This window comes from Pseudomonas sp. ASL7 (genome assembly GCF_056680375.1).
In genome coordinates this window covers 6,119,430-6,137,852 of sequence record NZ_CM155279.1, presented here as the reverse complement: position 1 = coordinate 6,137,852, position 18,423 = coordinate 6,119,430, and the positions used below count along the sequence as shown (strand labels likewise).

At 59.8% G+C, this 18,423-nt stretch carries 20 protein-coding genes; 7 read left to right on the top strand and 13 right to left on the bottom strand.

What is annotated here, in order from left to right:
* Positions 1–17: 17 nt before the first annotated feature.
* The 3 genes from AC1MDT_RS28345 to AC1MDT_RS28335 form a co-directional block, all read right to left on the bottom strand.
* Complete coding sequence (locus AC1MDT_RS28345) at positions 18–362, bottom strand: YegP family protein (RefSeq protein WP_480419969.1); 345 nt, start codon at positions 360–362, stop codon at positions 18–20.
* A gap of 181 nt (positions 363–543) precedes the next feature.
* Positions 544–849, bottom strand: coding sequence for a ribbon-helix-helix domain-containing protein (locus AC1MDT_RS28340; RefSeq protein WP_480419968.1), 306 nt, complete (start codon positions 847–849; stop codon positions 544–546).
* A gap of 14 nt (positions 850–863) precedes the next feature.
* Positions 864–1,445 (bottom strand): DJ-1/PfpI family protein, encoded by a 582-nt coding sequence (locus AC1MDT_RS28335; protein ID WP_414907788.1) that lies wholly within the window; start codon positions 1,443–1,445, stop codon positions 864–866.
* A gap of 304 nt (positions 1,446–1,749) precedes the next feature.
* Between AC1MDT_RS28335 and AC1MDT_RS28330 the strand changes: the two genes are divergently transcribed.
* Positions 1,750–2,655, top strand: coding sequence for a DMT family transporter (locus tag AC1MDT_RS28330; RefSeq protein ID WP_480419967.1), 906 nt, complete (start codon positions 1,750–1,752; stop codon positions 2,653–2,655).
* A 62-nt stretch (positions 2,656–2,717) separates the two neighbouring features.
* Here the strand turns inward: AC1MDT_RS28330 and AC1MDT_RS28325 are convergent, their stop codons facing one another.
* The 4 genes from AC1MDT_RS28325 to AC1MDT_RS28310 all read right to left on the bottom strand — a co-directional run bounded on the left by AC1MDT_RS28325 (position 2,718) and on the right by AC1MDT_RS28310 (position 6,177).
* On the bottom strand, positions 2,718–3,932 hold the full coding sequence (locus tag AC1MDT_RS28325; protein WP_480419966.1) for a class I SAM-dependent methyltransferase: 1,215 nt from the start codon (positions 3,930–3,932) through the stop codon (positions 2,718–2,720).
* A gap of 212 nt (positions 3,933–4,144) precedes the next feature.
* A complete protein-coding gene (locus AC1MDT_RS28320; RefSeq protein ID WP_480419965.1) occupies positions 4,145–4,762 on the bottom strand; it encodes a TPM domain-containing protein in 618 nt (205 codons plus the stop codon).
* A 28-nt stretch (positions 4,763–4,790) separates the two neighbouring features.
* Positions 4,791–5,540 carry a TPM domain-containing protein gene (locus AC1MDT_RS28315; protein WP_480419964.1) on the bottom strand — a complete coding sequence of 250 codons (750 nt, stop codon included), beginning with the start codon at positions 5,538–5,540 and terminating at the stop codon, positions 4,791–4,793.
* A 28-nt stretch (positions 5,541–5,568) separates the two neighbouring features.
* Complete coding sequence (locus tag AC1MDT_RS28310; RefSeq protein WP_480419963.1) at positions 5,569–6,177, bottom strand: LemA family protein; 609 nt, start codon at positions 6,175–6,177, stop codon at positions 5,569–5,571.
* A gap of 240 nt (positions 6,178–6,417) precedes the next feature.
* Between AC1MDT_RS28310 and bglX the strand changes: the two genes are divergently transcribed.
* The gene (bglX, locus tag AC1MDT_RS28305) at positions 6,418–8,709 is read left to right on the top strand and encodes a beta-glucosidase BglX (protein WP_480419962.1); all 2,292 of its coding nucleotides are present in this window, start codon (positions 6,418–6,420) and stop codon (positions 8,707–8,709) included.
* Between the two features lie 151 nt (positions 8,710–8,860).
* Here the strand turns inward: bglX and AC1MDT_RS28300 are convergent, their stop codons facing one another.
* The 5 genes from AC1MDT_RS28300 to AC1MDT_RS28280 form a co-directional block, all read right to left on the bottom strand.
* Positions 8,861–10,018 (bottom strand): phospholipase D-like domain-containing protein, encoded by a 1,158-nt coding sequence (locus tag AC1MDT_RS28300; protein ID WP_480419961.1) that lies wholly within the window; start codon positions 10,016–10,018, stop codon positions 8,861–8,863.
* A gap of 1 nt (position 10,019) precedes the next feature.
* Entirely contained in the window at positions 10,020–10,610 is a 591-nt protein-coding gene (locus AC1MDT_RS28295) for a YceI family protein (protein WP_480419960.1), read from the bottom strand.
* An 85-nt stretch (positions 10,611–10,695) separates the two neighbouring features.
* Positions 10,696–11,025, bottom strand: a complete 330-nt coding sequence (locus AC1MDT_RS28290) for an amidase (RefSeq protein ID WP_480419959.1) — start codon at positions 11,023–11,025, stop codon at positions 10,696–10,698.
* Positions 11,022–12,116 (bottom strand): serine hydrolase domain-containing protein, encoded by a 1,095-nt coding sequence (locus AC1MDT_RS28285; protein WP_480419958.1) that lies wholly within the window; start codon positions 12,114–12,116, stop codon positions 11,022–11,024. The genes AC1MDT_RS28290 and AC1MDT_RS28285 overlap by 4 nt, the downstream gene beginning before the upstream one ends.
* 158 nt (positions 12,117–12,274) lie before the next feature.
* Positions 12,275–13,153 carry an acyl-CoA dehydrogenase middle domain-containing protein gene (locus tag AC1MDT_RS28280; protein WP_480419957.1) on the bottom strand — a complete coding sequence of 293 codons (879 nt, stop codon included), beginning with the start codon at positions 13,151–13,153 and terminating at the stop codon, positions 12,275–12,277.
* Between the two features lie 154 nt (positions 13,154–13,307).
* Here AC1MDT_RS28280 and olsB point away from each other — a divergent pair, with 154 nt between their 5' ends.
* Positions 13,308–14,063 (top strand): L-ornithine N(alpha)-acyltransferase, encoded by a 756-nt coding sequence (gene olsB, locus AC1MDT_RS28275; RefSeq protein WP_480419956.1) that lies wholly within the window; start codon positions 13,308–13,310, stop codon positions 14,061–14,063.
* The gene (locus AC1MDT_RS28270) at positions 14,063–14,854 is read left to right on the top strand and encodes a lysophospholipid acyltransferase family protein (protein WP_480419955.1); all 792 of its coding nucleotides are present in this window, start codon (positions 14,063–14,065) and stop codon (positions 14,852–14,854) included. The genes olsB and AC1MDT_RS28270 overlap by 1 nt, the downstream gene beginning before the upstream one ends.
* A 67-nt stretch (positions 14,855–14,921) precedes the next feature.
* On the opposite strand, the gene AC1MDT_RS28265 is transcribed toward AC1MDT_RS28270, so the two are convergent.
* A complete protein-coding gene (locus tag AC1MDT_RS28265) occupies positions 14,922–15,521 on the bottom strand; it encodes an acyl carrier protein phosphodiesterase (RefSeq protein WP_480419954.1) in 600 nt (199 codons plus the stop codon).
* A 171-nt stretch (positions 15,522–15,692) separates the two neighbouring features.
* Here AC1MDT_RS28265 and AC1MDT_RS28260 point away from each other — a divergent pair, with 171 nt between their 5' ends.
* From AC1MDT_RS28260 to AC1MDT_RS28250, 3 genes are read left to right on the top strand one after another with little or no spacing between them, the layout of a single operon-like run.
* Complete coding sequence (locus tag AC1MDT_RS28260) at positions 15,693–15,995, top strand: ArsR/SmtB family transcription factor (protein ID WP_480419953.1); 303 nt, start codon at positions 15,693–15,695, stop codon at positions 15,993–15,995.
* A gap of 34 nt (positions 15,996–16,029) precedes the next feature.
* Positions 16,030–17,196 carry an MFS transporter gene (locus AC1MDT_RS28255; RefSeq protein ID WP_480419952.1) on the top strand — a complete coding sequence of 389 codons (1,167 nt, stop codon included), beginning with the start codon at positions 16,030–16,032 and terminating at the stop codon, positions 17,194–17,196.
* A 20-nt stretch (positions 17,197–17,216) separates the two neighbouring features.
* Positions 17,217–18,266: an alkene reductase gene (locus tag AC1MDT_RS28250; protein ID WP_480419951.1), complete on the top strand. Its 1,050-nt coding sequence runs from the start codon at positions 17,217–17,219 to the stop codon at positions 18,264–18,266.
* Positions 18,267–18,423 lie beyond the last annotated feature (157 nt).

Here is an 18,423-nt window from a genome sequence, read left to right as displayed (position 1 = left end):
TTTGCATTCAGGTGTGGTCAGAGCACCGGCAAGGTTTTGTCCTTGATCACCCTGGTCGGCCCGTTGGCCTTGACGCTAGCGATGCCTTTCTCAAGCGCAGCCTCGGAGGAATAAGCCTCGCTGCTACCGATGATTTCGTGATTTGCGGCTTTGAGGTTGAAGTACGGATGGCCATCCTTGGTGGTCTTTTTCTCGTAGCGGTCATCCTGCGGGCTGTTTTTCTGCACCGCCGCGATGCCGTTATCCGCAGCACTGCGGGTCGTGTAGTGCTCGCTGTTCAGAATGATTTCTGCATTGGCCGCTTTCAGGACGAACCGAAACTGGCCGCTGCTGGTTTTGCTCACTTCGTACCATCCGGACATGCTCGTTCTCCTTGGCAATTGAGAGGGTTCGCGCCAAAGAGTAAAGACCAGGCGAAGATTTTTGTCGCCTGTACCGGCCCCTTCGCGAGCAGGCTCGCTCCCACAATGGAATGGGTACACACATTCACTGTGGGAGCGAGCCTGCTCGCGAAGGGGCCCACCAGGTCATCGCAAAACCACCCTACTTCACCGCCGTGCGCACCACTGACAACTCTGGCGCAACCACCCGCCGCTGACTCAGGTACCGCGTACAACTCACCCGCAAGAACGAGGCGAAATTCACCACCTCGCCGCGATAGTCCATCACCTCTTCATACAGCTTGGCGATCAACTGGTTGGTGGTCATGCCATCGACCCCGGCGATTTCACTGAGGATGTCCCAGAACTGATTCTCCAGCCGCAGGGTGGTGACCACCCCGCAGATGCGCAGCGAGCGGGAGCGCGATTCATAGAGAATCGGATCGGCTTTGACGTAGAGCTCGCACATGGGAGCGTCCCTCGTTACAGCGTGATTTTGGTGCCCAGCAACCCGAGGAAACCCGCGAGCCAGTTCGGGTGCGCCGGCCAGGCTGGAGCAGTGGCCAGATTGCCTTGAACGTGACCTTCGGTCACCGGGATATCGATGAACGTCCCGCCGGCCAGGCGGACTTCCGGGGCGCAGGCCGGGTAGGCGCTGCACTCGCGACCTTCGAGAACCCCCGCCGCTGCCAACAATTGTGCACCATGACACACGGCGGCAATCGGTTTACCGGCCTTGTCGAACGCACGCACCAGTTCCAGCACTTTTTCGTTCAGGCGCAAGTACTCCGGCGCACGACCGCCAGGGATCAGTAGCGCGTCGTAGTCTTCGGATTTGACCTTGGCGAAGTCAAAGTTCAGGGCAAACAAGTGACCAGGTTTTTCGCTGTAGGTCTGGTCGCCTTCGAAGTCGTGGATGGCTGTGCGCACGGTCTGGCCGGCGTTTTTGTCCGGACAAACAGCGTGCACCGTGTGGCCGACCATCAGCAGCGCCTGGAACGGCACCATTACTTCGTAGTCTTCGACGTAATCGCCAACCAACATCAGAATTTTTTTAGCTGCCATGGGGAGGACTCCTCTGGGAAAAACGTGGGCCTGCAGGAGTATTCAAGGTAGTCCTAATCCGGCGGGACGGGTAATAACCAGCTACTACGGCGTTATCGTTCATCGCGAGCGAGCTCGCTCCCACATTGGATCTTCGGTGTTAGCAAATTATGTGTTCACCGCAGATCAAATGTGGGAGCGAGCTTGCTCGCGATGGCGACCTCAAACTGTACGGATAACTCTGCGCCTAGCTGTAACAGCGGCAGACCCCAGGTTTGTGGCTATATAAAGGCTCTTCCCGCCACCCTCGATTCTGGTTGCCATCATGTCCTCGCGCGAAAATACCGGTATGGCCCTGGGCCTGCTCGGCGTTGTTATTTTCAGCCTTACCCTGCCCTTCACGCGGATTGTCGTGCAGGAACTCCATCCGCTGCTCAACGGCCTGGGCCGTGCGTTGTTCGCGGCAGTTCCGGCGGCGTTGCTGTTGCTGTGGCGTCGGGAGAAATGGCCGACCTGGAAACAGATCAAAGGCCTGACGCTGGTGATCGCCGGGGTGATCCTCGGGTTCCCGGTGCTTTCGGCTTGGGCGATGCAAACCTTGCCGGCGTCCCACGGTGCGCTGGTCAACGGTCTGCAACCGTTGTGCGTGGCGCTGTACGCTGCGTGGCTGTCCCATGAGCGACCGTCAAAATCCTTTTGGGCCTGCGCCGCGCTGGGCAGTGCGTTGGTACTCGGTTATGCGCTGATCAGCGGTGCCGGCAGTATTCAGTCAGGTGATTTGCTGATGCTCGGCGCGATTGCCGTGGGTGGCCTGGGTTACGCCGAGGGTGGACGGTTGGCCAAGGAGATGGGCGGCTGGCAGGTGATCTGTTGGGCGCTGGTGCTGTCGACGCCGCTATTGATCGGGCCGGTGGTGTACCTGGCGCTGCAACATCAGGGCGAGATTTCGGCCAAGACCTGGTGGGCGTTTGGTTATGTCTCGCTGTTCTCGCAGTTCATCGGGTTCTTCGCCTGGTACGCCGGGCTGGCCATGGGCGGTATTGCCCGGGTCAGTCAGATCCAGTTGCTGCAGATTTTCTTCACCATCGCCTTTTCGGCGCTGTTCTTCGGTGAGCACATCGAGCCGATCACCTGGCTGTTTGCCGCCGGGGTGATCGTGACGGTGATGTTGGGGCGCAAGACCGCAGTCAAATCAACTGTAGGAGCGAGCCTGCTCGCGAAGGCGGACTGACAGACAGACAACAATGATGTTGCTGTTACGGCCCCTTCGCGAGCAGGCTCGCTCCCACAGGATCACAGATAGCCGTCGGAACGCAGCAGGGTTTCCAGGCAATGTTCGGTGATGTGGTAGAAATCCTTCAGTTCCTGAATTTTCACCAACAGCTGAGCCGGGTCCACCGGCTCGGCGCGTTTGACCGCCAGGATCATCTTGTTCTTGTTGGTATGGTCCAGTGAAATGAACTCGAACACCTTGGTTTCATAACCGCACGCTTCAAGGAACAACGCGCGCAAACTGTCGGTGACCATTTCCGCCTGCTGCCCCAAATGCAGACCGTACTGAAGCATCGGCTTGAGCAGCGCCGGGCTCTGGATTTGCAGGCGGATCTGTTTGTGGCAGCACGGCGAGCACATGATGATCGAGGCGCCGGAGCGAATGCCGGTATGAATGGCATAGTCGGTGGCGATGTCGCAGGCATGCAGCGCGATCATCACGTCCAGCTCGCTCGGCGCCACACTGCGCACGTCACCACATTTGAACACCAGCCCCGGATGCTCAAGTTTTGCGGCCGCGGAGTTGCACAGATTGACCATTTCTTCACGCAACTCGACACCCGTCACCACGCCTTCGGCCTTCAAGGTGTTTCGCAGGTAGTCGTGGATCGCGAACGTCAGGTAACCCTTGCCCGAACCAAAGTCCGCCACCTGCACCGGCTTGTCCAGCGCCAGCGGGGAGCTGGTCAGCGCATGGCTGAAGACTTCGATGAATTTGTTGATCTGCTTCCACTTGCGCGACATCGCCGGGATCAACTCATGCTGCTTGTTGGTCACGCCAAGGTCGGCGAGGAACGGCCGGCTCAGGTCGAGGAAGCGGTTTTTCTCGCGGTTGTGCTCGGCGGACGGCACTTCTCGCAATTGCTGAGGTTTGCTCTTGAACAGTGAAGCCTTGCCCTTTTTGCTGTATTCGAGCTGGGCTTCGTCCGTCAGCGACAGTAAATGCGCATTTTTGAATGAGGCAGGCAACAAGGCGGCGATGGTCGCCACCCCCTCTTCAATCGGCAGGTTTTTGGTGATATCGCGAGTCTTGTAGCGATACACGAATGACAGGCAAGGCTGATCCTTGACCGTCAGCTGCTTGATGATCAGCCGCTGCAAATCGGCTTCGGTGCCGACGTACTTGGCCAGCACCAGCTTGATGAACGCATTGGCGTCGAGGCTGTTTTGCAGCAAATCGATAAACTGGGCGTGATGATCCGGCGCGAGGCTGGCGGGAGTGGCGGTGACAGACATGGAAAAAACGGCCTCGGGCGGAGCGATTCGGGGAATGGCGGGTATTTTAGGGGGGATGGCCGCTCGGGACACGCAGTTATTTACCGAACGGTGCGATCTGTAGGAGCGAGCTTGCTCGCGATGGATTCAAGAGCACCGCGTTTATCCTGCAACCCCGCGTTATCGTTGACGACCATCGCGAGCAAGCTTGCTCCTACAACGAATGAGTATGCTCAGCCCAACACCACCAACCGATTCGGCAATTCATTGCGCACTTTCGTCACCGGCACATGCACCTTGAGCAACTCGCCGCACGCTTCGATGCAGGTGACAAACCCCTGCAACGTCTGCCCCTGCTTCACCTGTTGCGTGAACGCCGCAACAATCCCGTCCCAGTGCTTGTTGTCCAGCCGCCTGGAAATCCCTTCATCCACCAGAATTTCCACATAGCGCTCGGCCTCGCAGACAAAAATCAGTATCCCGGTACCGCCCACCGTGTGGTGCAGGTTTTGCTCCAGGAACTGCCGGCGTGCCAGGTTCGAGGCGCGCCAGTGACGCACCGAACGCGGGACCAGGTACGTGGTGACTTTGGGAATTCGCAACACCAGGCACAGCACGATGAAGCTGGCCCATTGCACCAGCAGCAAGCTGTGCAGGGTCAGCCAGCCTGTCAGGTAATGCACGACACCCGGCACTATTAATGCCAGCAAACTGGCCCAGAGCAGCGGGATGTAGGCATAGTCGTCGGCGCGGGCCGCGAGCACGGTGACCAACTCCGCGTCGGTGTCGCGTTCGACCCGGGCAATGGCCTCGGCGACCTTGCGTTGTTCGTGTTCAGTGAGTAATGCCATGTTTACGAATGCCTATTCATTGTTGTCATCACCAGCCGCCCGACGAACCGCCGCCCCCGAAACCGCCCCCTCCACCGCTGAATCCTCCACCTGCGCCGCCGCCAAATCCTCCGCCGCCAAATCCACCTCCCGAACGGCCTCGGCCACCGCCGCTGGGCAGGATTCCGAGCAACTGGCAGACGAAAATCGTCAGGATGAACAACATCACCAGAAACACAAATACACCCGGATGCCGCGAAACGAAGTCCCCTTCTGCATCACCCCGGGATTCATAGACGGTCGACGGTTCATTCAGCGGATTACCGCCCAACACCACGAGCATCGCCGCGACCCCGTCGCTGATGCCCTTGCTGTAGTTGCCGGTTTTGAACGCCGGGGTGATCACCTGATTGATGATCACCGAACTCTGTGCATCGGTCAGGCGATCTTCCAGGCCATAACCGACTTCAATCCGCAGCTTGCGATCGTCACGCGCCACGATCAGCAGCGCGCCGTTGTTTTTGTCCTTCTGGCCGATGCCCCAGTAGCGCCCCAGTTGATAACCGAAGTCCGCAATGTCGGTGCCTTGCAAATTCGGCAACGTGACCACCACCAATTGTTCACCGGTGGCTTTTTCATGGGCCTGAAGTTGTTGCGTCAGCTGCTCGCGCACCGCTGGCTCGATCATCTGGGCGTTATCCACCACCCGTCCGGTCAGCTCCGGGAATTTCAGCCCGGCCTGGGCTGTCAGGGTCAACACCCAGAGCATCAGCACCAGGCCCATTTTCAACACGCGCATTGGCAACCTCTTCCGTGGTGACGGCCGATCAGAACTTCACTTGCGGCGCTTTATCAGCATCCGGGGTAGTCGCCTCGAAGGTTTCGCGAATCGGCAAATCGCTGTACATCACGCTGTGCCACAGGCGACCCGGAAAGGTACGGATTTCGGTGTTGTACTTCTGCGCGGCAAGAATGTAGTCACGACGCGCCACGGCGATGCGGTTCTCGGTGCCTTCAAGTTGCGATTGCAACGCCAGGAAGTTCTGGTTGGCCTTGAGGTCCGGGTATCGCTCGGACACCGCCATCAAACGGCTCAAGGCACCGGTCAGCTGATCCTGGGCCTGCTGATACTGTTTGAGCTTTTCCGGGTTATCCAGGGTCTTGGCATCCACCTGAATCGAAGTGGCCTTGGCCCGGGCTTCGACGACCGCAGTCAGGGTTTCCTCTTCGTGCTTGGCGTAGCCCTTGACGGTTTCCACCAGGTTGGGGATCAGGTCGGCGCGGCGCTGATACTGATTCTGCACCTGGCCCCAGGCCGCCTTGGCCTGTTCGTCCAGTGTCGGGATTGTGTTGATGCCACAGCCGGCCAGCAACGTGGTCAGCAACATCAAGGCTGCGAGGTGCAGGCTCGACCGATAGTGGTGTCGTACATTCATCTGGTTGGCGCTCCCTTGTACAATCCGTTGAAAAAACAAGCTGCAACCCTCTGACCGGTCTCTTGGGGCATAATCTGCCGCCGCCACTGGATTGCATCGAGCCAATGGGCTAAAAAGATGCCCCAGCGCTAAAACCCTGCGCAAGTGTGCCTGCATTTACTTGAACAACAATAGTCGCTCCCTAAATTTTGGCTGACCGGCGCGTATTTACCGCCGCTTAGGCTTTTGAGAAAACAATTCATGAAGAAGCTGTGTTTGCTGGGCCTGTTCGTCAGCCTGGCCAGTCATAACGTATTGGCCGCTACGACGCCCGCACCTCTGGAGAACAAGGACGCCTTCATCAGCAACCTGATGAAGCAAATGACCCTCGATGAAAAAATCGGCCAGTTGCGCCTGATCAGCATCGGCCCGGAAATGCCTAGGGAGCTGATCCGCAAGGAAATCGCCGCCGGCAACATCGGCGGCACGTTCAACTCGATCACGCGCCCGGAAAACCGTCCGATGCAGGACGCGGCCATGCGCAGCCGATTGAAAATCCCGATGTTCTTCGCCTATGACGTGATCCACGGCCACCGGACCATTTTCCCGATCCCGCTGGCCCTGGCCTCGAGCTGGGACATGGACGCCATCGGCCTGTCCGGACGCATCGCAGCCAAGGAAGCGGCGTCCGACAGCCTGGACCTCACCTTCGCGCCGATGGTCGACATCTCCCGCGATCCACGCTGGGGTCGCACATCCGAAGGTTTCGGCGAAGACACCTATCTGGTTTCGCGCATCGCCGGCGTGATGGTCAAGGCCTTCCAGGGCAGCGGCGCGAACGCGGCCGACAGCATCATGGCCAGCGTCAAACACTTTGCCCTGTATGGCGCAGTCGAAGGGGGTCGCGACTACAACGTGGTCGACATGAGCCCGGTCAAAATGTACCAGGACTACCTGCCACCCTACCGCGCCGCCATCGACGCCGGTGCCGGCGGGGTCATGGTTGCGCTGAACTCGATCAACGGCGTGCCGGCCACCGCCAACACCTGGCTGATGAAAGACCTGTTACGCAAGGAATGGGGCTTCAAAGGCCTCACCGTCAGCGACCATGGGGCGATTTTCGAGCTGATCAAACACGGCGTTGCCACCGACGGTCGCGAAGCCGCGAAGCTGGCGATCAAGGCCGGCATCGACATGAGCATGAACGACAGCCTCTACGGCAAAGAACTGCCAGGGCTGCTGAAAGCCGGCGAGATCGAGCAAAGCGACATCGACAACGCCGTGCGTGAAGTACTGACCGCCAAGTACGACATGGGCCTGTTCAAAGACCCGTACCTGCGCATTGGCAAGGCTGAAGATGATCCGGCCGACACTTACGCCGACAGCCGTCTGCACCGTACCGAGGCGCGTGACGTTGCGCGCCGCAGCCAGGTGTTGCTGAAGAACCAGAACGAAACCCTGCCGCTGAAGAAAACCGCGAAAATTGCCCTGGTCGGTCCACTGGCCAAGGCGCCAATCGACATGATGGGCAGCTGGGCCGCCGCCGGCAAACCCGCGCAATCGGTGACCCTGTTTGACGGCATGACCAACGCACTGGGCGCACAATCGAAACTGATTTACGCCCGTGGCGCCAACATCACCAGCGACAAGAAGGTGCTGGATTACCTGAACTTCCTCAACTTCGACGCCCCGGAAGTGGTCGATGATCCCCGTTCGGCGCAAGTGTTGATCGACGAAGCGGTGAAAGCCGCCAAAGACGCCGATGTAGTGGTGGCAGCGGTGGGCGAGTCCCGTGGCATGTCTCACGAATCGTCGAGCCGCACCGACATCAACATCCCGGCCAATCAGCGCGACTTGATCAAGGCCTTGAAGGCTACCGGTAAACCGCTGGTGTTGGTGTTGATGAATGGCCGTCCGCTGTCGATTCTCGAAGAGAAAGAACAGGCTGACGCGATTCTGGAAACCTGGTTCACCGGCACCGAAGGCGGCAACGCCATTGCCGACGTGCTGTTCGGCGACTACAACCCGTCGGGCAAACTGCCAGTCAGCTTCCCGCGCTCGGTGGGTCAGATTCCCACCTACTACAACCACCTGAGCATTGGCCGGCCGTTCACGCCGGGTAAACCGGGCAACTACACCTCGCAGTATTTCGATGACACCACCGGTCCCCTGTTCCCGTTTGGTTTCGGTCTGAGCTACACCGATTTCAACCTGAGCGGCATGGCCCTGTCGTCCACTACGCTGAACAAGACCGGCAAGCTCGACGCCAGCGTCACGGTGAAGAACACCGGCAAGCGTGACGGCGAAACCGTGGTGCAGCTGTACATCCAGGACGTGACCGGTTCGATGATTCGTCCGATCAAGGAACTGAAGAACTTCCAGAAAGTCATGCTCAAGGCCGGCGAACAGAAAGTCGTGCACTTCACTATCACCGAGGATGACCTGAAGTTCTACAACGCCCAGCTCAAGTACGCGGCGGAACCGGGCAAGTTCAATGTGCAGATCGGCCTGGACTCAGAGGACGTGACGCAGCAGAGTTTTGAGTTGCTGTAACCGTTCAAACACTGCAAAAACCTGTAGGAGCGAGCTTGCTCGCGATACGCTTGAGAACGCCGCGGGGTATCAGGCTCGCAGCGTTATCGTTGACGACCATCGCGAGCAAGCTCGCTCCTACAATGGTTTTGGGGTGTTGCGCAAATTGGGTTTAGTCCCGTCGATCCAGCAGGTTCACCACCAACCGATCCACCCATCCCCACATCCGTTGCTTCACCCGTCGCCACAGCGGCCGGCGTTGCCAGGCTTCCAGGCTTACTTCCTGACTCAAGCCAAAGTCCTTTTCAAAACTCGCCGCCACCGCCCGGGTCAACCCGGGGTCAAACGCTTCGAGGTTAGCCTCCAGGTTGAAACGCAGATTCCAGTGATCGAAGTTGCACGAGCCAATGCTCACCCAATCATCGATCAACACCATTTTCAGGTGCAGGAAACACGGCTGGTATTCAAAGATCTTGACCCCTGCCTTGAGCAATCGCGGGTAATAGCGATGCCCGGCGTAACGCACCGACGGGTGATCGGTGCGCGGCCCGGTCAGCAGCAGTCGCACATCGACGCCCCGGCCAGCTGCCCGGCGCAGTGAGCGGCGGACTTTCCACGTTGGCAGGAAATACGGAGTTGCCAGCCAGATTCGCCGCTGCCCGCTGTTCAACGCACGCGTCAGCGACTGCAAAATGTCCCGGTGCTGGCGGGCGTCCGCATAGGCCACCCGGCCCATGCCCTCGCCCATGGACGGCACGCGCGGCAGCCGAGGCAAGCCGAAATGCGAAGCCGGTTTCCAGGCGCGTCGATGACGGTTGGCGATCCATTGGCGGTCAAACAGCAACTGCCAGTCGATGACCAGCGGGCCGATGATTTCCACCATGACTTCGTGCCATTCACTGGTGTCTTCGCCCGGCGTCCAGAACTCATCGGTGACCCCGGTGCCGCCGACCACCGCCAGGCGCTGGTCCACCAGCAACAGCTTGCGGTGATCGCGGTAAAAGTTACCCACCCAGCGCCGCCAGCTCAGTCGATTGTAGAAACGCAGTTCCACACCGGCGGCCATCAAACGCTGACGCAGGTTCAGGGTAAACGCGAGGCTGCCGTAATCATCGAACAGGCAACGCACACGCACGCCACGTTCGGCCGCCTGGACCAGCGCCTGAACCATGGCCTCGGCGCACGCACCGGCTTCCACCAGGTACAGCTCCAGTTCGACCTGCTCTTCAGCGCGGGCAATCGCGACCAACATGCGCGGGAAGAACTGCGGACCGTCGATCAGCAGTTCGAAGCGGTTGCCTTCACGCCAGGGAAAAATTGCGCCGGCCATGTCAGCGCGCCGTAAAAATCAGTACCGCACCCACCGGCACCGACATACTGATCGCCGACAAACCGGCGACGTTGCGCAAACGTTCCAGACCGGGGGCCAGATCGAAATTCGCTGTGTTGATCACCAGCGGCTCGAGGGTCACCACCTGGAAGCGCCGATCATCAAGACGGGTCGCCAACAGTTCGGCGTTGTAGTTGTGTTGTTTACCATGGAGGTTGACGGTCAGCGGCAGACGTAACTCCAGTTGCGCACCGGGGGCGAGATCGTTGATCGGCCGCAAATCGATCTGCGCGGTGATCAAGGCCTCGGGAAAGCTCTGGATCTCGAACAGGTCCTTGCGCATACGCTCGTCGCGCAGCGGGATGCCGCTGTTCACCGAGTCCAGCTCGACCTCCACTTCGGCCCGGCCCGTGGGATCGACCTTGCCGTGCAGCACCAGAAAGCGCTGCACCTCGCTTATATTGGCGTCTTTGGTGCTGATGAACGATAGCCGCGAGGACTCGCCGTCCAGGTACCAATCGGCGTGTGCCGGCAGCGTGGCGCCTGCCAGTAGCACGAAAGCGAGGTTTTGGGAGAAAAAGCGGTTGAACATAGAGACTCGCTAGCAGAAAAACCTGAGCGAACCTTAGCCGCCCGTGAGCCAGAAGCAAACCTGTAGCAGCTGCCGAAGGCTGCTGCTACGGAATCAGTCGGCAGCCCTGGCGTTCGCTGACCCACACGGCGCTGTTGCTGCGGCCCATGCCGCTGGCGGTGACGCGCTTGCTGGCGGGATCGTCGGTGAAGCCGCTGGTGGGCAGCCATTGCTTCACATAGCTGTGGCAATACTCGACGGCGTTGTTCATCACGTAGCGGCACGAACAATATTCCTTGGCGGTGTAGGCGCTGATGATGTCCGGGAACGCCCACAGCGCTACACGCTCCTGCCAGACCCAGCCGAGCAAGAGCATCAGCAGGATCAATAGCAAAGCGCTGACCGGTCGGCGACGAACGAAAGAGCGACGGTTCATGGCTGTTCCTTCACGGCAAATGCCTTGAGCGCGAGTTTGAGCAAGTCGTTGTCTTGGTAGCGGTCGTCACGGTCATCGCCGTAGCGAACGATCACCAGGTTTTGGCTGGGGATCACGTACATTGCCTGCCCCCAATGACCCAGCGCGGCGAAGGTATCGGCAGGGGCATCGGGCCAGGGTTGCGCGGCGCCATCCACTGCGCGATTGAGCCACCACTGTCCGCCGGGCACCGCATCGTCCTGATTCGCTTGATAGTGGGCAAAGGGTTCGCGATTGAAGGCGACCCAGTCTTTGGGAAGCAATTGGCGCTCCCCCCAGCGACCGTCGCGCAACATCAACAGACCGACGCGGGCCAGATCCCGAGCGGTGAGGTAGGCATAGGACGAAGCGACAAAGATACCTGTGCCGTCGGTTTCCCAGACGGCGTGGCGAATCCCTAACGGTTCGAACAGCGCAGTCCATGGATAGTCTGGATAACGTGCCGGGCCAACGATGTTTTTCAGCGCGGCAGACAGCAGACTGCTGTCACCACTGGAATAGCGAAACGCCTGACCGGGGGCGGCGTACTCTCCGTGATCGGCGGTGAACGCCGCCATGTCGTGGTGACCGCGGGTGTAGAGCATGGCCACCACCGACGACTTCAATGGCGCGTATTCGTAGTCTTCCTGCCAGTCCAGGCCCGAACCCCAATGCAGCAGATCGGCCATCGTTATCATCGGGTGTTTTTCAAGCGGCGGATAAAACTTCAGCGCCGGGTCATTGAGTGTGAACAGGCCTTCGCCATAGGCCGCACCGAGGACCGTGGCCATGAGGCTTTTGCTGATCGACCAGGTCAGGTGCGGTGTGTTGGCGGTGGTCGGGCCGGCGTAGCGTTCGTAGATCAATTGACCGTCGCGGATCACCAGCAAGGCATCGGTGCGCACGCCTTGGCGGGTGCTGTCGTCGCGAGGTGGGAAGGCGTAGGCCTCCAAGGCGTCGAGTGCGAGTCCGGTAATCGTCGGGCCCTTTGGCCATTGTTCAGCGGGCCAGTTTTCGGCTTGGGCGGTGAGGCTGAGCAGCAGCATCAAAATCAGGGACAAGCCTTTCAACATGGCAGGCGCTCGGAGGTATCCACCTGCTGAGATTAGTTGAGTTTGATGACAGTTTCGGAGTTTGTGTCGTCCATCCGGCCGCCTTCGCGAGCAGGCTCGCTCCCACAGGGGGAATGCATTTCAAAATGTGGGAGCGAGCCTGCTCGCGAAGAGGCCCGTCAGAACACCGCCAATGCCTTGGCCAACCGCTTCCCCCTGGCCCCAGCCGCCAAATCCATCACCGCCTGATCCCTGCGCCACATCGCCGCCCAATGCGGCGGGCCATTGGCCAATGCCTGATCCACCTCAGCCTTGAGCCCATCAAACTGTGCGAACAACCCGCCCAGCAACACATGGCCGCTCGAATTGTTCGGCGCTTGCCGACTGACTTCTGCACAGCCTGCCAGCAGCGCCAGCAAGCGCAATTGCAAGGTTTGCGGCCAGTCACTGTCCTGAGCGACGCCATACAGCCAGGCCGTCATGGCGCTCAGCACATAGGTGTCTTCCAGCGTACGGAACGGTTTGACGTAAGCGTCCCAACCATCCCCCGCCAGCAATTCACATAACGCGTTGTCGAGAAACAGCCGGCCGTGGCTGATGTCCGGCATCAACGCGATTGCAGGCAGCTTTTCCAGGCGCACGCCCGGCTCACCGGGATAAACCACTGCCAGACTCAAGCGCGGCGTCTCGCCTGGCTCTTCACTGCGAGCGGCGATCAGCAACCAGTCGGCGGCATCACCGGCAGTGACGAAATCCTTGCGCCCGCTCACGCGCAACCCGACCAGTCGGGTTTGCATGTCCGAGACCCGCAGGCTGCGTTGCTCGGTCGCACACAACGCGCCGAGGCTCAGAGGCGCACTCGGCCAGAGCATGCGCAACGCTGCCTGATAGCCCACCAGAAACGCCAGCCCCGGTGTCGCCATCAACCGGCCACCCGCTACCGCCAGTTCGAACGGCGTAACGGTACCCAATTGGTGCAACAACATCGAAAAACCTTCACCCAAGTCCGCATTGGCAGGCAAGCGATCACAGCGGTGCAACAGGGTTTGCCAGGGCATAAGAGGCTCCTTGTGGGCTGTCATACAAGCATCACCAAAGCTTCATGGCGATGACACCGGGGCTACATAGCCTGACTTTGCACAACACGGCTGCATAAAGAAAGTCGATCGGCTGCCACCCAAGACGGGGAAACAGCCCGCACGGAGATTCCCTATGACTCAGATCGCCCGCATCAGCGACACCGGCAATGAACGCCGCCTGCAAGCCGAACGCCTGATGGGCGCCGTGGCCTTGCAGGAAGCCCAGACCCTGCGCTTCAACGTGTTCAGCGGCGAATTCAACGCCAAGCTCAAGGGTGCTGAACTGGGTCTGGACATGGATGACTATGATATTCACTGCGCCCACATCGGTGTACGCGACTTGAATACCGGGCGTCTGGTGGCGACCACTCGTTTGCTCGATCACACGGCTGCCAGCAGCCTGGGCAGGTTTTACAGTGAAGAGGAATTCAGCCTGCACGGGCTGGTCCATCTGCAAGGCCCGATCCTCGAAATCGGCCGCACCTGCGTCGACCCGGCCTACCGCAACGGCGGCACCATCGCCGTGCTCTGGGGTGAACTGGCTGAAGTGCTGAACCAAGGCGGCTACAGCTATTTGATGGGTTGCGCGAGTATTCCGATGCAGGACGGCGGCATTCAGGCTCACGCGATCATGCAGCGTTTACGCGAACGTTATCTGTGCACTGAACACCTGCGAGCCGAGCCGAAAAAGCCGCTGCCTGTTCTAGACATCCCATCCAACGTCATCGCCGAAATGCCACCGCTGCTCAAGGCCTACATGCGCCTGGGTGCGAAAATCTGCGGCGAGCCGTGCTGGGACGAAGATTTCCAGGTCGCCGACGTGTTCATTCTGCTCAAGCGCGACGAGCTCTGCCCGCGTTACGCCAAACACTTCAAGGCGGCTGTGTAATGAGCCGGTTACGGGTGTACGCGCGGATTGCGCGAGTGCTTGGCGTGGTGGCGCTGGGTTTGAGCATGGCCAGTGTGTTCGGGTTGTTCGAGCGTGTAGGGATTGCTCATTCGATGGTTCGCCGCCAGCGCTGGTCGCGATTCTTCATGGCACGGTTGAGCAACGCCCTGCCGTTTCGCGTGACCGTACACGGCGAATTGCCGCAAGCGCCGATGCTGTGGGTCAGCAACCACGTGTCCTGGACCGACATCCCACTGCTGGGCATGTTGACGCCGCTGTCATTCCTGTCCAAGGCTGAAGTGCGCACCTGGCCGGTGGCGGGCTGGTTGGCGGCCAAGGCCGGTAGTCTGTTTATCCGTCGGGGTTCGGGCGACAGCCAGTTGATCCGCAAACAAATGACCCGTCATCTGGAGCAAGCCCATCCACTGCTGATGTTCCCGGAAGGCACCACCACCGATGGCCGTTCGTTGCGCACCTTTCATGGGCGCTTGCTGTCCGCGGCAATTGATTCCGAAGTGAAGCTGCAGCCGGTAGCAATTCGTTACCTGCGTGACGGTGAGCTTGATTCGCTGGCACCGTTTATTGGCGATGATGATTTGCTCTCACACCTGATGCGCTTGTTCGCCAATGATCGGGGTGAAGTGGAGATTCATCTGCTCAAGCCAATTGCTTGCGAAGGTCGGGAGCGCGCAGCACTGGCGTTCGAGGCGCAACAGGCGGTGCAGAAGGCGTTGTTTGGGGCTATCCCGGAGAAACAGCAGATTCCAATGCGCCCCGCGATTGCGGCTTAAACACACATCCCCTGTGGGAGCGAGCTTGCTCGCGATAGCTATTTAACTGGCACATCAATGGTGACTGTTATGGCCTCATCGCGAGCAAGCTCGCTCCCACATTGATTCGTGCAAACTCCTGCAACTGCGGATAGAACAACCGAAAATCCTCGCTCAACGGTTCATACAGCACCCGCAATTCCTGCATTGCTGCCGCCAGCTCTTCTGGTCGCGTCAACCGCCGTGAAATTCCCCGCAACACCTGCTCCAGCACCTCGAACTCCCGATAAGAACCCAACCAGTCGTTGGCCACCATATGCGGTGCAATGCGCGCCAGGCGTTCCGGCAGTTGCGGTTCGCTTGTCAGCACGCGGTACACGTCCGAGGTGAACAGCGCCAGCGGTTGGTCGGCGTACAGTTTCCAGTCCCGCGCCAGGCAGTGATCAAAAAACACGTCGAGCACGATCCCGGCGTAACGCCGGCGGGTCAGGGAAAACCGCGACAACGCCACGTCCACTAACGGGTGGCGGTCGGTAAAAACGTCGATGCTGCGATGCAGCTGGATGGCCGACTCAATCTCCGGATCAAACTGCCCTTGCAGCCGCCCTTTGACGAAATCGCCATAAAGACTGCCGAGCAGTTGACCGGGACGCTGACCACCAAGGTGAAGATGGGCGAGATAGTTCATGAGCGCAGCTTAGCACTGCGCCCTTGTATTTTTACAACCAGCATATCGTTATAACTCGATATACCGATTTACGCAGTCCTCAGAGCAAAATCATATTGGTATATCGCGAAATACCGATTTAAAGTTCGCCGCATCGCGATATAGCGTTTTACTCATCACGAGCCCTAAGCCATGAACCTTGACCTCGACGAAATAATAAAAGCCCTGGCACACCCAGTACGGCGAGAAATCCTGCACTGGCTCAAAGACCCTACCGTCGAATTCCCCGACCAGTCCCACAGCAACGAGCACGGCGTTTGCGCCGGGCAAATCGATCAACGTTGCGGTTTGTCGCAGTCCACCGTGTCTGCGCATCTGGCAACCCTGCAACGCGCCGGCCTGATCAGCAGCCGCAAAGTCGGCCAATGGCACTTTTTCAAGCGCAACGAGGAAACCATCCAGGCGTTCCTCAGCACCATCAGCAAAGAGCTCTGACCCTTTACGTCAGTCAGCCGACAAGGAATCAATGATGCCCCTCTCGCTCCTCATTCTGGCCTTGAGCGCCTTTGCCATCGGCACCACCGAATTCGTCATCATGGGCTTGCTGCCGGACGTGGCGGCCGACCTCGGTGTGTCGATTCCCGGTGCCGGCTGGCTGGTGACCGGTTACGCCCTGGGCGTGGCGATCGGTGCGCCATTCATGGCACTGGCCACCGCCCGGTTACCGCGCAAGGCCGCTTTGGTAGCGTTGATGGGGATTTTCATCATCGGCAATCTGCTCTGCGCACTGGCCACTGACTACAACGTGCTGATGTTTGCCCGTGTGGTGACTGCCCTCTGCCACGGTGCGTTCTTCGGCATTGGCTCGGTGGTGGCAGCAGGCCTGGTACCGGCTAACAAGCGCGCTTCGGCCGTGGCCCTGATGTTCACCGGCCTGACCCTGGCCAATGTCCTGGGCGTGCCGTTGGGCACTGCGCTCGGTCAGCAAGCTGGTTGGCGCTCGACGTTCTGGGCGGTGACCGTGATCGGCGTGATTGCGCTGATCGGCCTGATCCGTTTCCTGCCGGCCAAGCGCGATGAAGAGAAACTCGACATGCGCGCCGAACTGGCGGCGCTCAAGGGCGCCGGGATCTGGCTGTCCCTGAGCATGACCGCGCTGTTCGCCGCCTCGGTGTTCACCCTGTTCACTTACGTCGCGCCATTGCTGGGCGAAGTCACCGGTGTCTCGCCCCGTGGTGTGACCTGGACCTTGATGCTCATCGGCCTGGGCCTGACGGTCGGCAATATCATCGGCGGCAAACTGGCTGACAAAGGCATGGCCGCGACGCTGATCGGCGTCTTCATTTCGATGGCGGTGATATCCACCGTGCTGACCTGGACCAGCATCGCGCTGATTCCGACCGAAATCACCCTGTTCCTCTGGGCCACCGCGTGTTTTGCGGCCGTGCCTGCATTGCAAGTGAACGTGGTGACCTTCGGCAAGGCTGCCCCGAACCTGGTGTCAACCCTGAACATCGGCGCGTTCAACATTGGCAACGCATTGGGCGCCTGGGTCGGCGGTAGCGTTATCGCCCACGGCTTCGGCCTGACCCGCGTGCCGCTCGCGGCAGCCGTACTGGCGGTACTCGCCTTGCTGGTCACCCTGATTACTTTCCGCCAGAGCGGCAACCCCGAACTGGCCCCTGCTACTCACTAACCTCACGAGGGTTGTACTTCATGACGACTATTTTCGATCCGATCAAACTGGGCGACCTCGAGTTGGCCAACCGCATCATCATGGCGCCCCTGACCCGCTGCCGCGCCGACGAAGGCCGTGTGCCGAACGCGCTGATGGCCGAGTACTACGTTCAGCGCGCCTCGGCCGGCCTGATCCTTAGCGAGGCCACTTCAGTCACGCCGATGGGCGTCGGGTATCCCGATACCCCAGGCATCTGGTCCAACGACCAGGTGCGCGGCTGGACCAACGTGACCAAAGCGGTCCACGGCGCGGGCGGCAAGATTGTTCTGCAGCTGTGGCACGTTGGCCGGGTCTCCCACACTTCGTACCTGAACGGCGAAGCACCGGTAGCACCGAGCGCCATCCAGCCTAAAGGTCACGTCAGCCTGGTTCGTCCACTGGCCGACTACCCAACCCCGCGCGCCCTGGAAACCGCTGAAATCGCCGACATCGTCGACGCTTACCGCGTGGGTGCCGAGAACGCCAAGGCGGCCGGTTTCGACGGTGTGGAAATCCATGGTGCTAACGGCTATCTGCTCGACCAGTTCCTGCAAAGCAGCACCAACCAGCGCACCGACCACTACGGCGGCTCCCTGGAAAACCGTGCTCGCCTGTTGCTGGAAGTGACGGATGCCGCCATCGAAGTCTGGGGCGCCGGCCGCGTCGGTGTGCACCTGTCTCCACGCGCCGACTCTCATGACATGGGCGACGACAACCTGTCCGAGACCTTCACCTATGTCGCTCGCGAGCTGGGCAAACGTGGCATCGCGTTCATCTGCTCTCGTGAAAAAGAAGCCGGCGACAGCCTCGGTCCTCAGTTGAAGGAAGCGTTCGGCGGCCCCTACATCGTCAACGAACGCTTCACCAAGGACAGCGCCAACGCTTGGCTGGCCAGCGGCAAGGCCGACGCGGTGGCCTTCGGCGTGCCGTTCATTGCCAACCCGGACTTGCCTGCACGATTGAAGGCCGATGCACCGCTGAATGAGGCGCGTCCTGAACTGTTCTATGGCAAGGGGCCGGTTGGTTACATCGATTACCCGATGATGTAATCGTCACCCGTTCAAACGCAAAAGCCCCGACTCGAAAGAGCCGGGGCTTTTTTTTGGGGAATGTAGCGTTCGAGGTCATCAGCTCTTTCCTGCGTTGGAATCGGAACGTTCTCAAGTAGGAAAGGGATCGGGCTGATGTTCATCGTGTGCTCAATCG

Bases quoted from the DNA above. Each gene is read 5' to 3' on its own strand.
- AC1MDT_RS28260 (WP_480419953.1), top strand. From the start codon at position 15,693: ATGAACCTTGACCTCGACGAAATAATAAAAGCCCTGGCACACCCAGTA.
- AC1MDT_RS28295 (WP_480419960.1), bottom strand. From the start codon at position 10,610: ATGTTCAACCGCTTTTTCTCCCAAAACCTCGCTTTCGTGCTACTGGCA.
- AC1MDT_RS28270 (WP_480419955.1), top strand. From the start codon at position 14,063: ATGAGCCGGTTACGGGTGTACGCGCGGATTGCGCGAGTGCTTGGCGTG.
- AC1MDT_RS28300 (WP_480419961.1), bottom strand. From the start codon at position 10,018: ATGGCCGGCGCAATTTTTCCCTGGCGTGAAGGCAACCGCTTCGAACTG.
- AC1MDT_RS28315 (WP_480419964.1), bottom strand. From the start codon at position 5,540: ATGCGCGTGTTGAAAATGGGCCTGGTGCTGATGCTCTGGGTGTTGACC.
- AC1MDT_RS28320 (WP_480419965.1), bottom strand. From the start codon at position 4,762: ATGGCATTACTCACTGAACACGAACAACGCAAGGTCGCCGAGGCCATT.
- AC1MDT_RS28345 (WP_480419969.1), bottom strand. From the start codon at position 362: ATGTCCGGATGGTACGAAGTGAGCAAAACCAGCAGCGGCCAGTTTCGG.
- AC1MDT_RS28310 (WP_480419963.1), bottom strand. From the start codon at position 6,177: ATGAATGTACGACACCACTATCGGTCGAGCCTGCACCTCGCAGCCTTG.
- AC1MDT_RS28250 (WP_480419951.1), top strand. From the start codon at position 17,217: ATGACGACTATTTTCGATCCGATCAAACTGGGCGACCTCGAGTTGGCC.
- AC1MDT_RS28330 (WP_480419967.1), top strand. From the start codon at position 1,750: ATGTCCTCGCGCGAAAATACCGGTATGGCCCTGGGCCTGCTCGGCGTT.
- AC1MDT_RS28285 (WP_480419958.1), bottom strand. From the start codon at position 12,116: ATGTTGAAAGGCTTGTCCCTGATTTTGATGCTGCTGCTCAGCCTCACC.
- olsB (WP_480419956.1), top strand. From the start codon at position 13,308: ATGACTCAGATCGCCCGCATCAGCGACACCGGCAATGAACGCCGCCTG.
- AC1MDT_RS28290 (WP_480419959.1), bottom strand. From the start codon at position 11,025: ATGAACCGTCGCTCTTTCGTTCGTCGCCGACCGGTCAGCGCTTTGCTA.
- AC1MDT_RS28265 (WP_480419954.1), bottom strand. From the start codon at position 15,521: ATGAACTATCTCGCCCATCTTCACCTTGGTGGTCAGCGTCCCGGTCAA.
- AC1MDT_RS28255 (WP_480419952.1), top strand. From the start codon at position 16,030: ATGCCCCTCTCGCTCCTCATTCTGGCCTTGAGCGCCTTTGCCATCGGC.
- AC1MDT_RS28325 (WP_480419966.1), bottom strand. From the start codon at position 3,932: ATGTCTGTCACCGCCACTCCCGCCAGCCTCGCGCCGGATCATCACGCC.
- AC1MDT_RS28335 (WP_414907788.1), bottom strand. From the start codon at position 1,445: ATGGCAGCTAAAAAAATTCTGATGTTGGTTGGCGATTACGTCGAAGAC.
- bglX (WP_480419962.1), top strand. From the start codon at position 6,418: ATGAAGAAGCTGTGTTTGCTGGGCCTGTTCGTCAGCCTGGCCAGTCAT.
- AC1MDT_RS28280 (WP_480419957.1), bottom strand. From the start codon at position 13,153: ATGCCCTGGCAAACCCTGTTGCACCGCTGTGATCGCTTGCCTGCCAAT.
- AC1MDT_RS28340 (WP_480419968.1), bottom strand. From the start codon at position 849: ATGTGCGAGCTCTACGTCAAAGCCGATCCGATTCTCTATGAATCGCGC.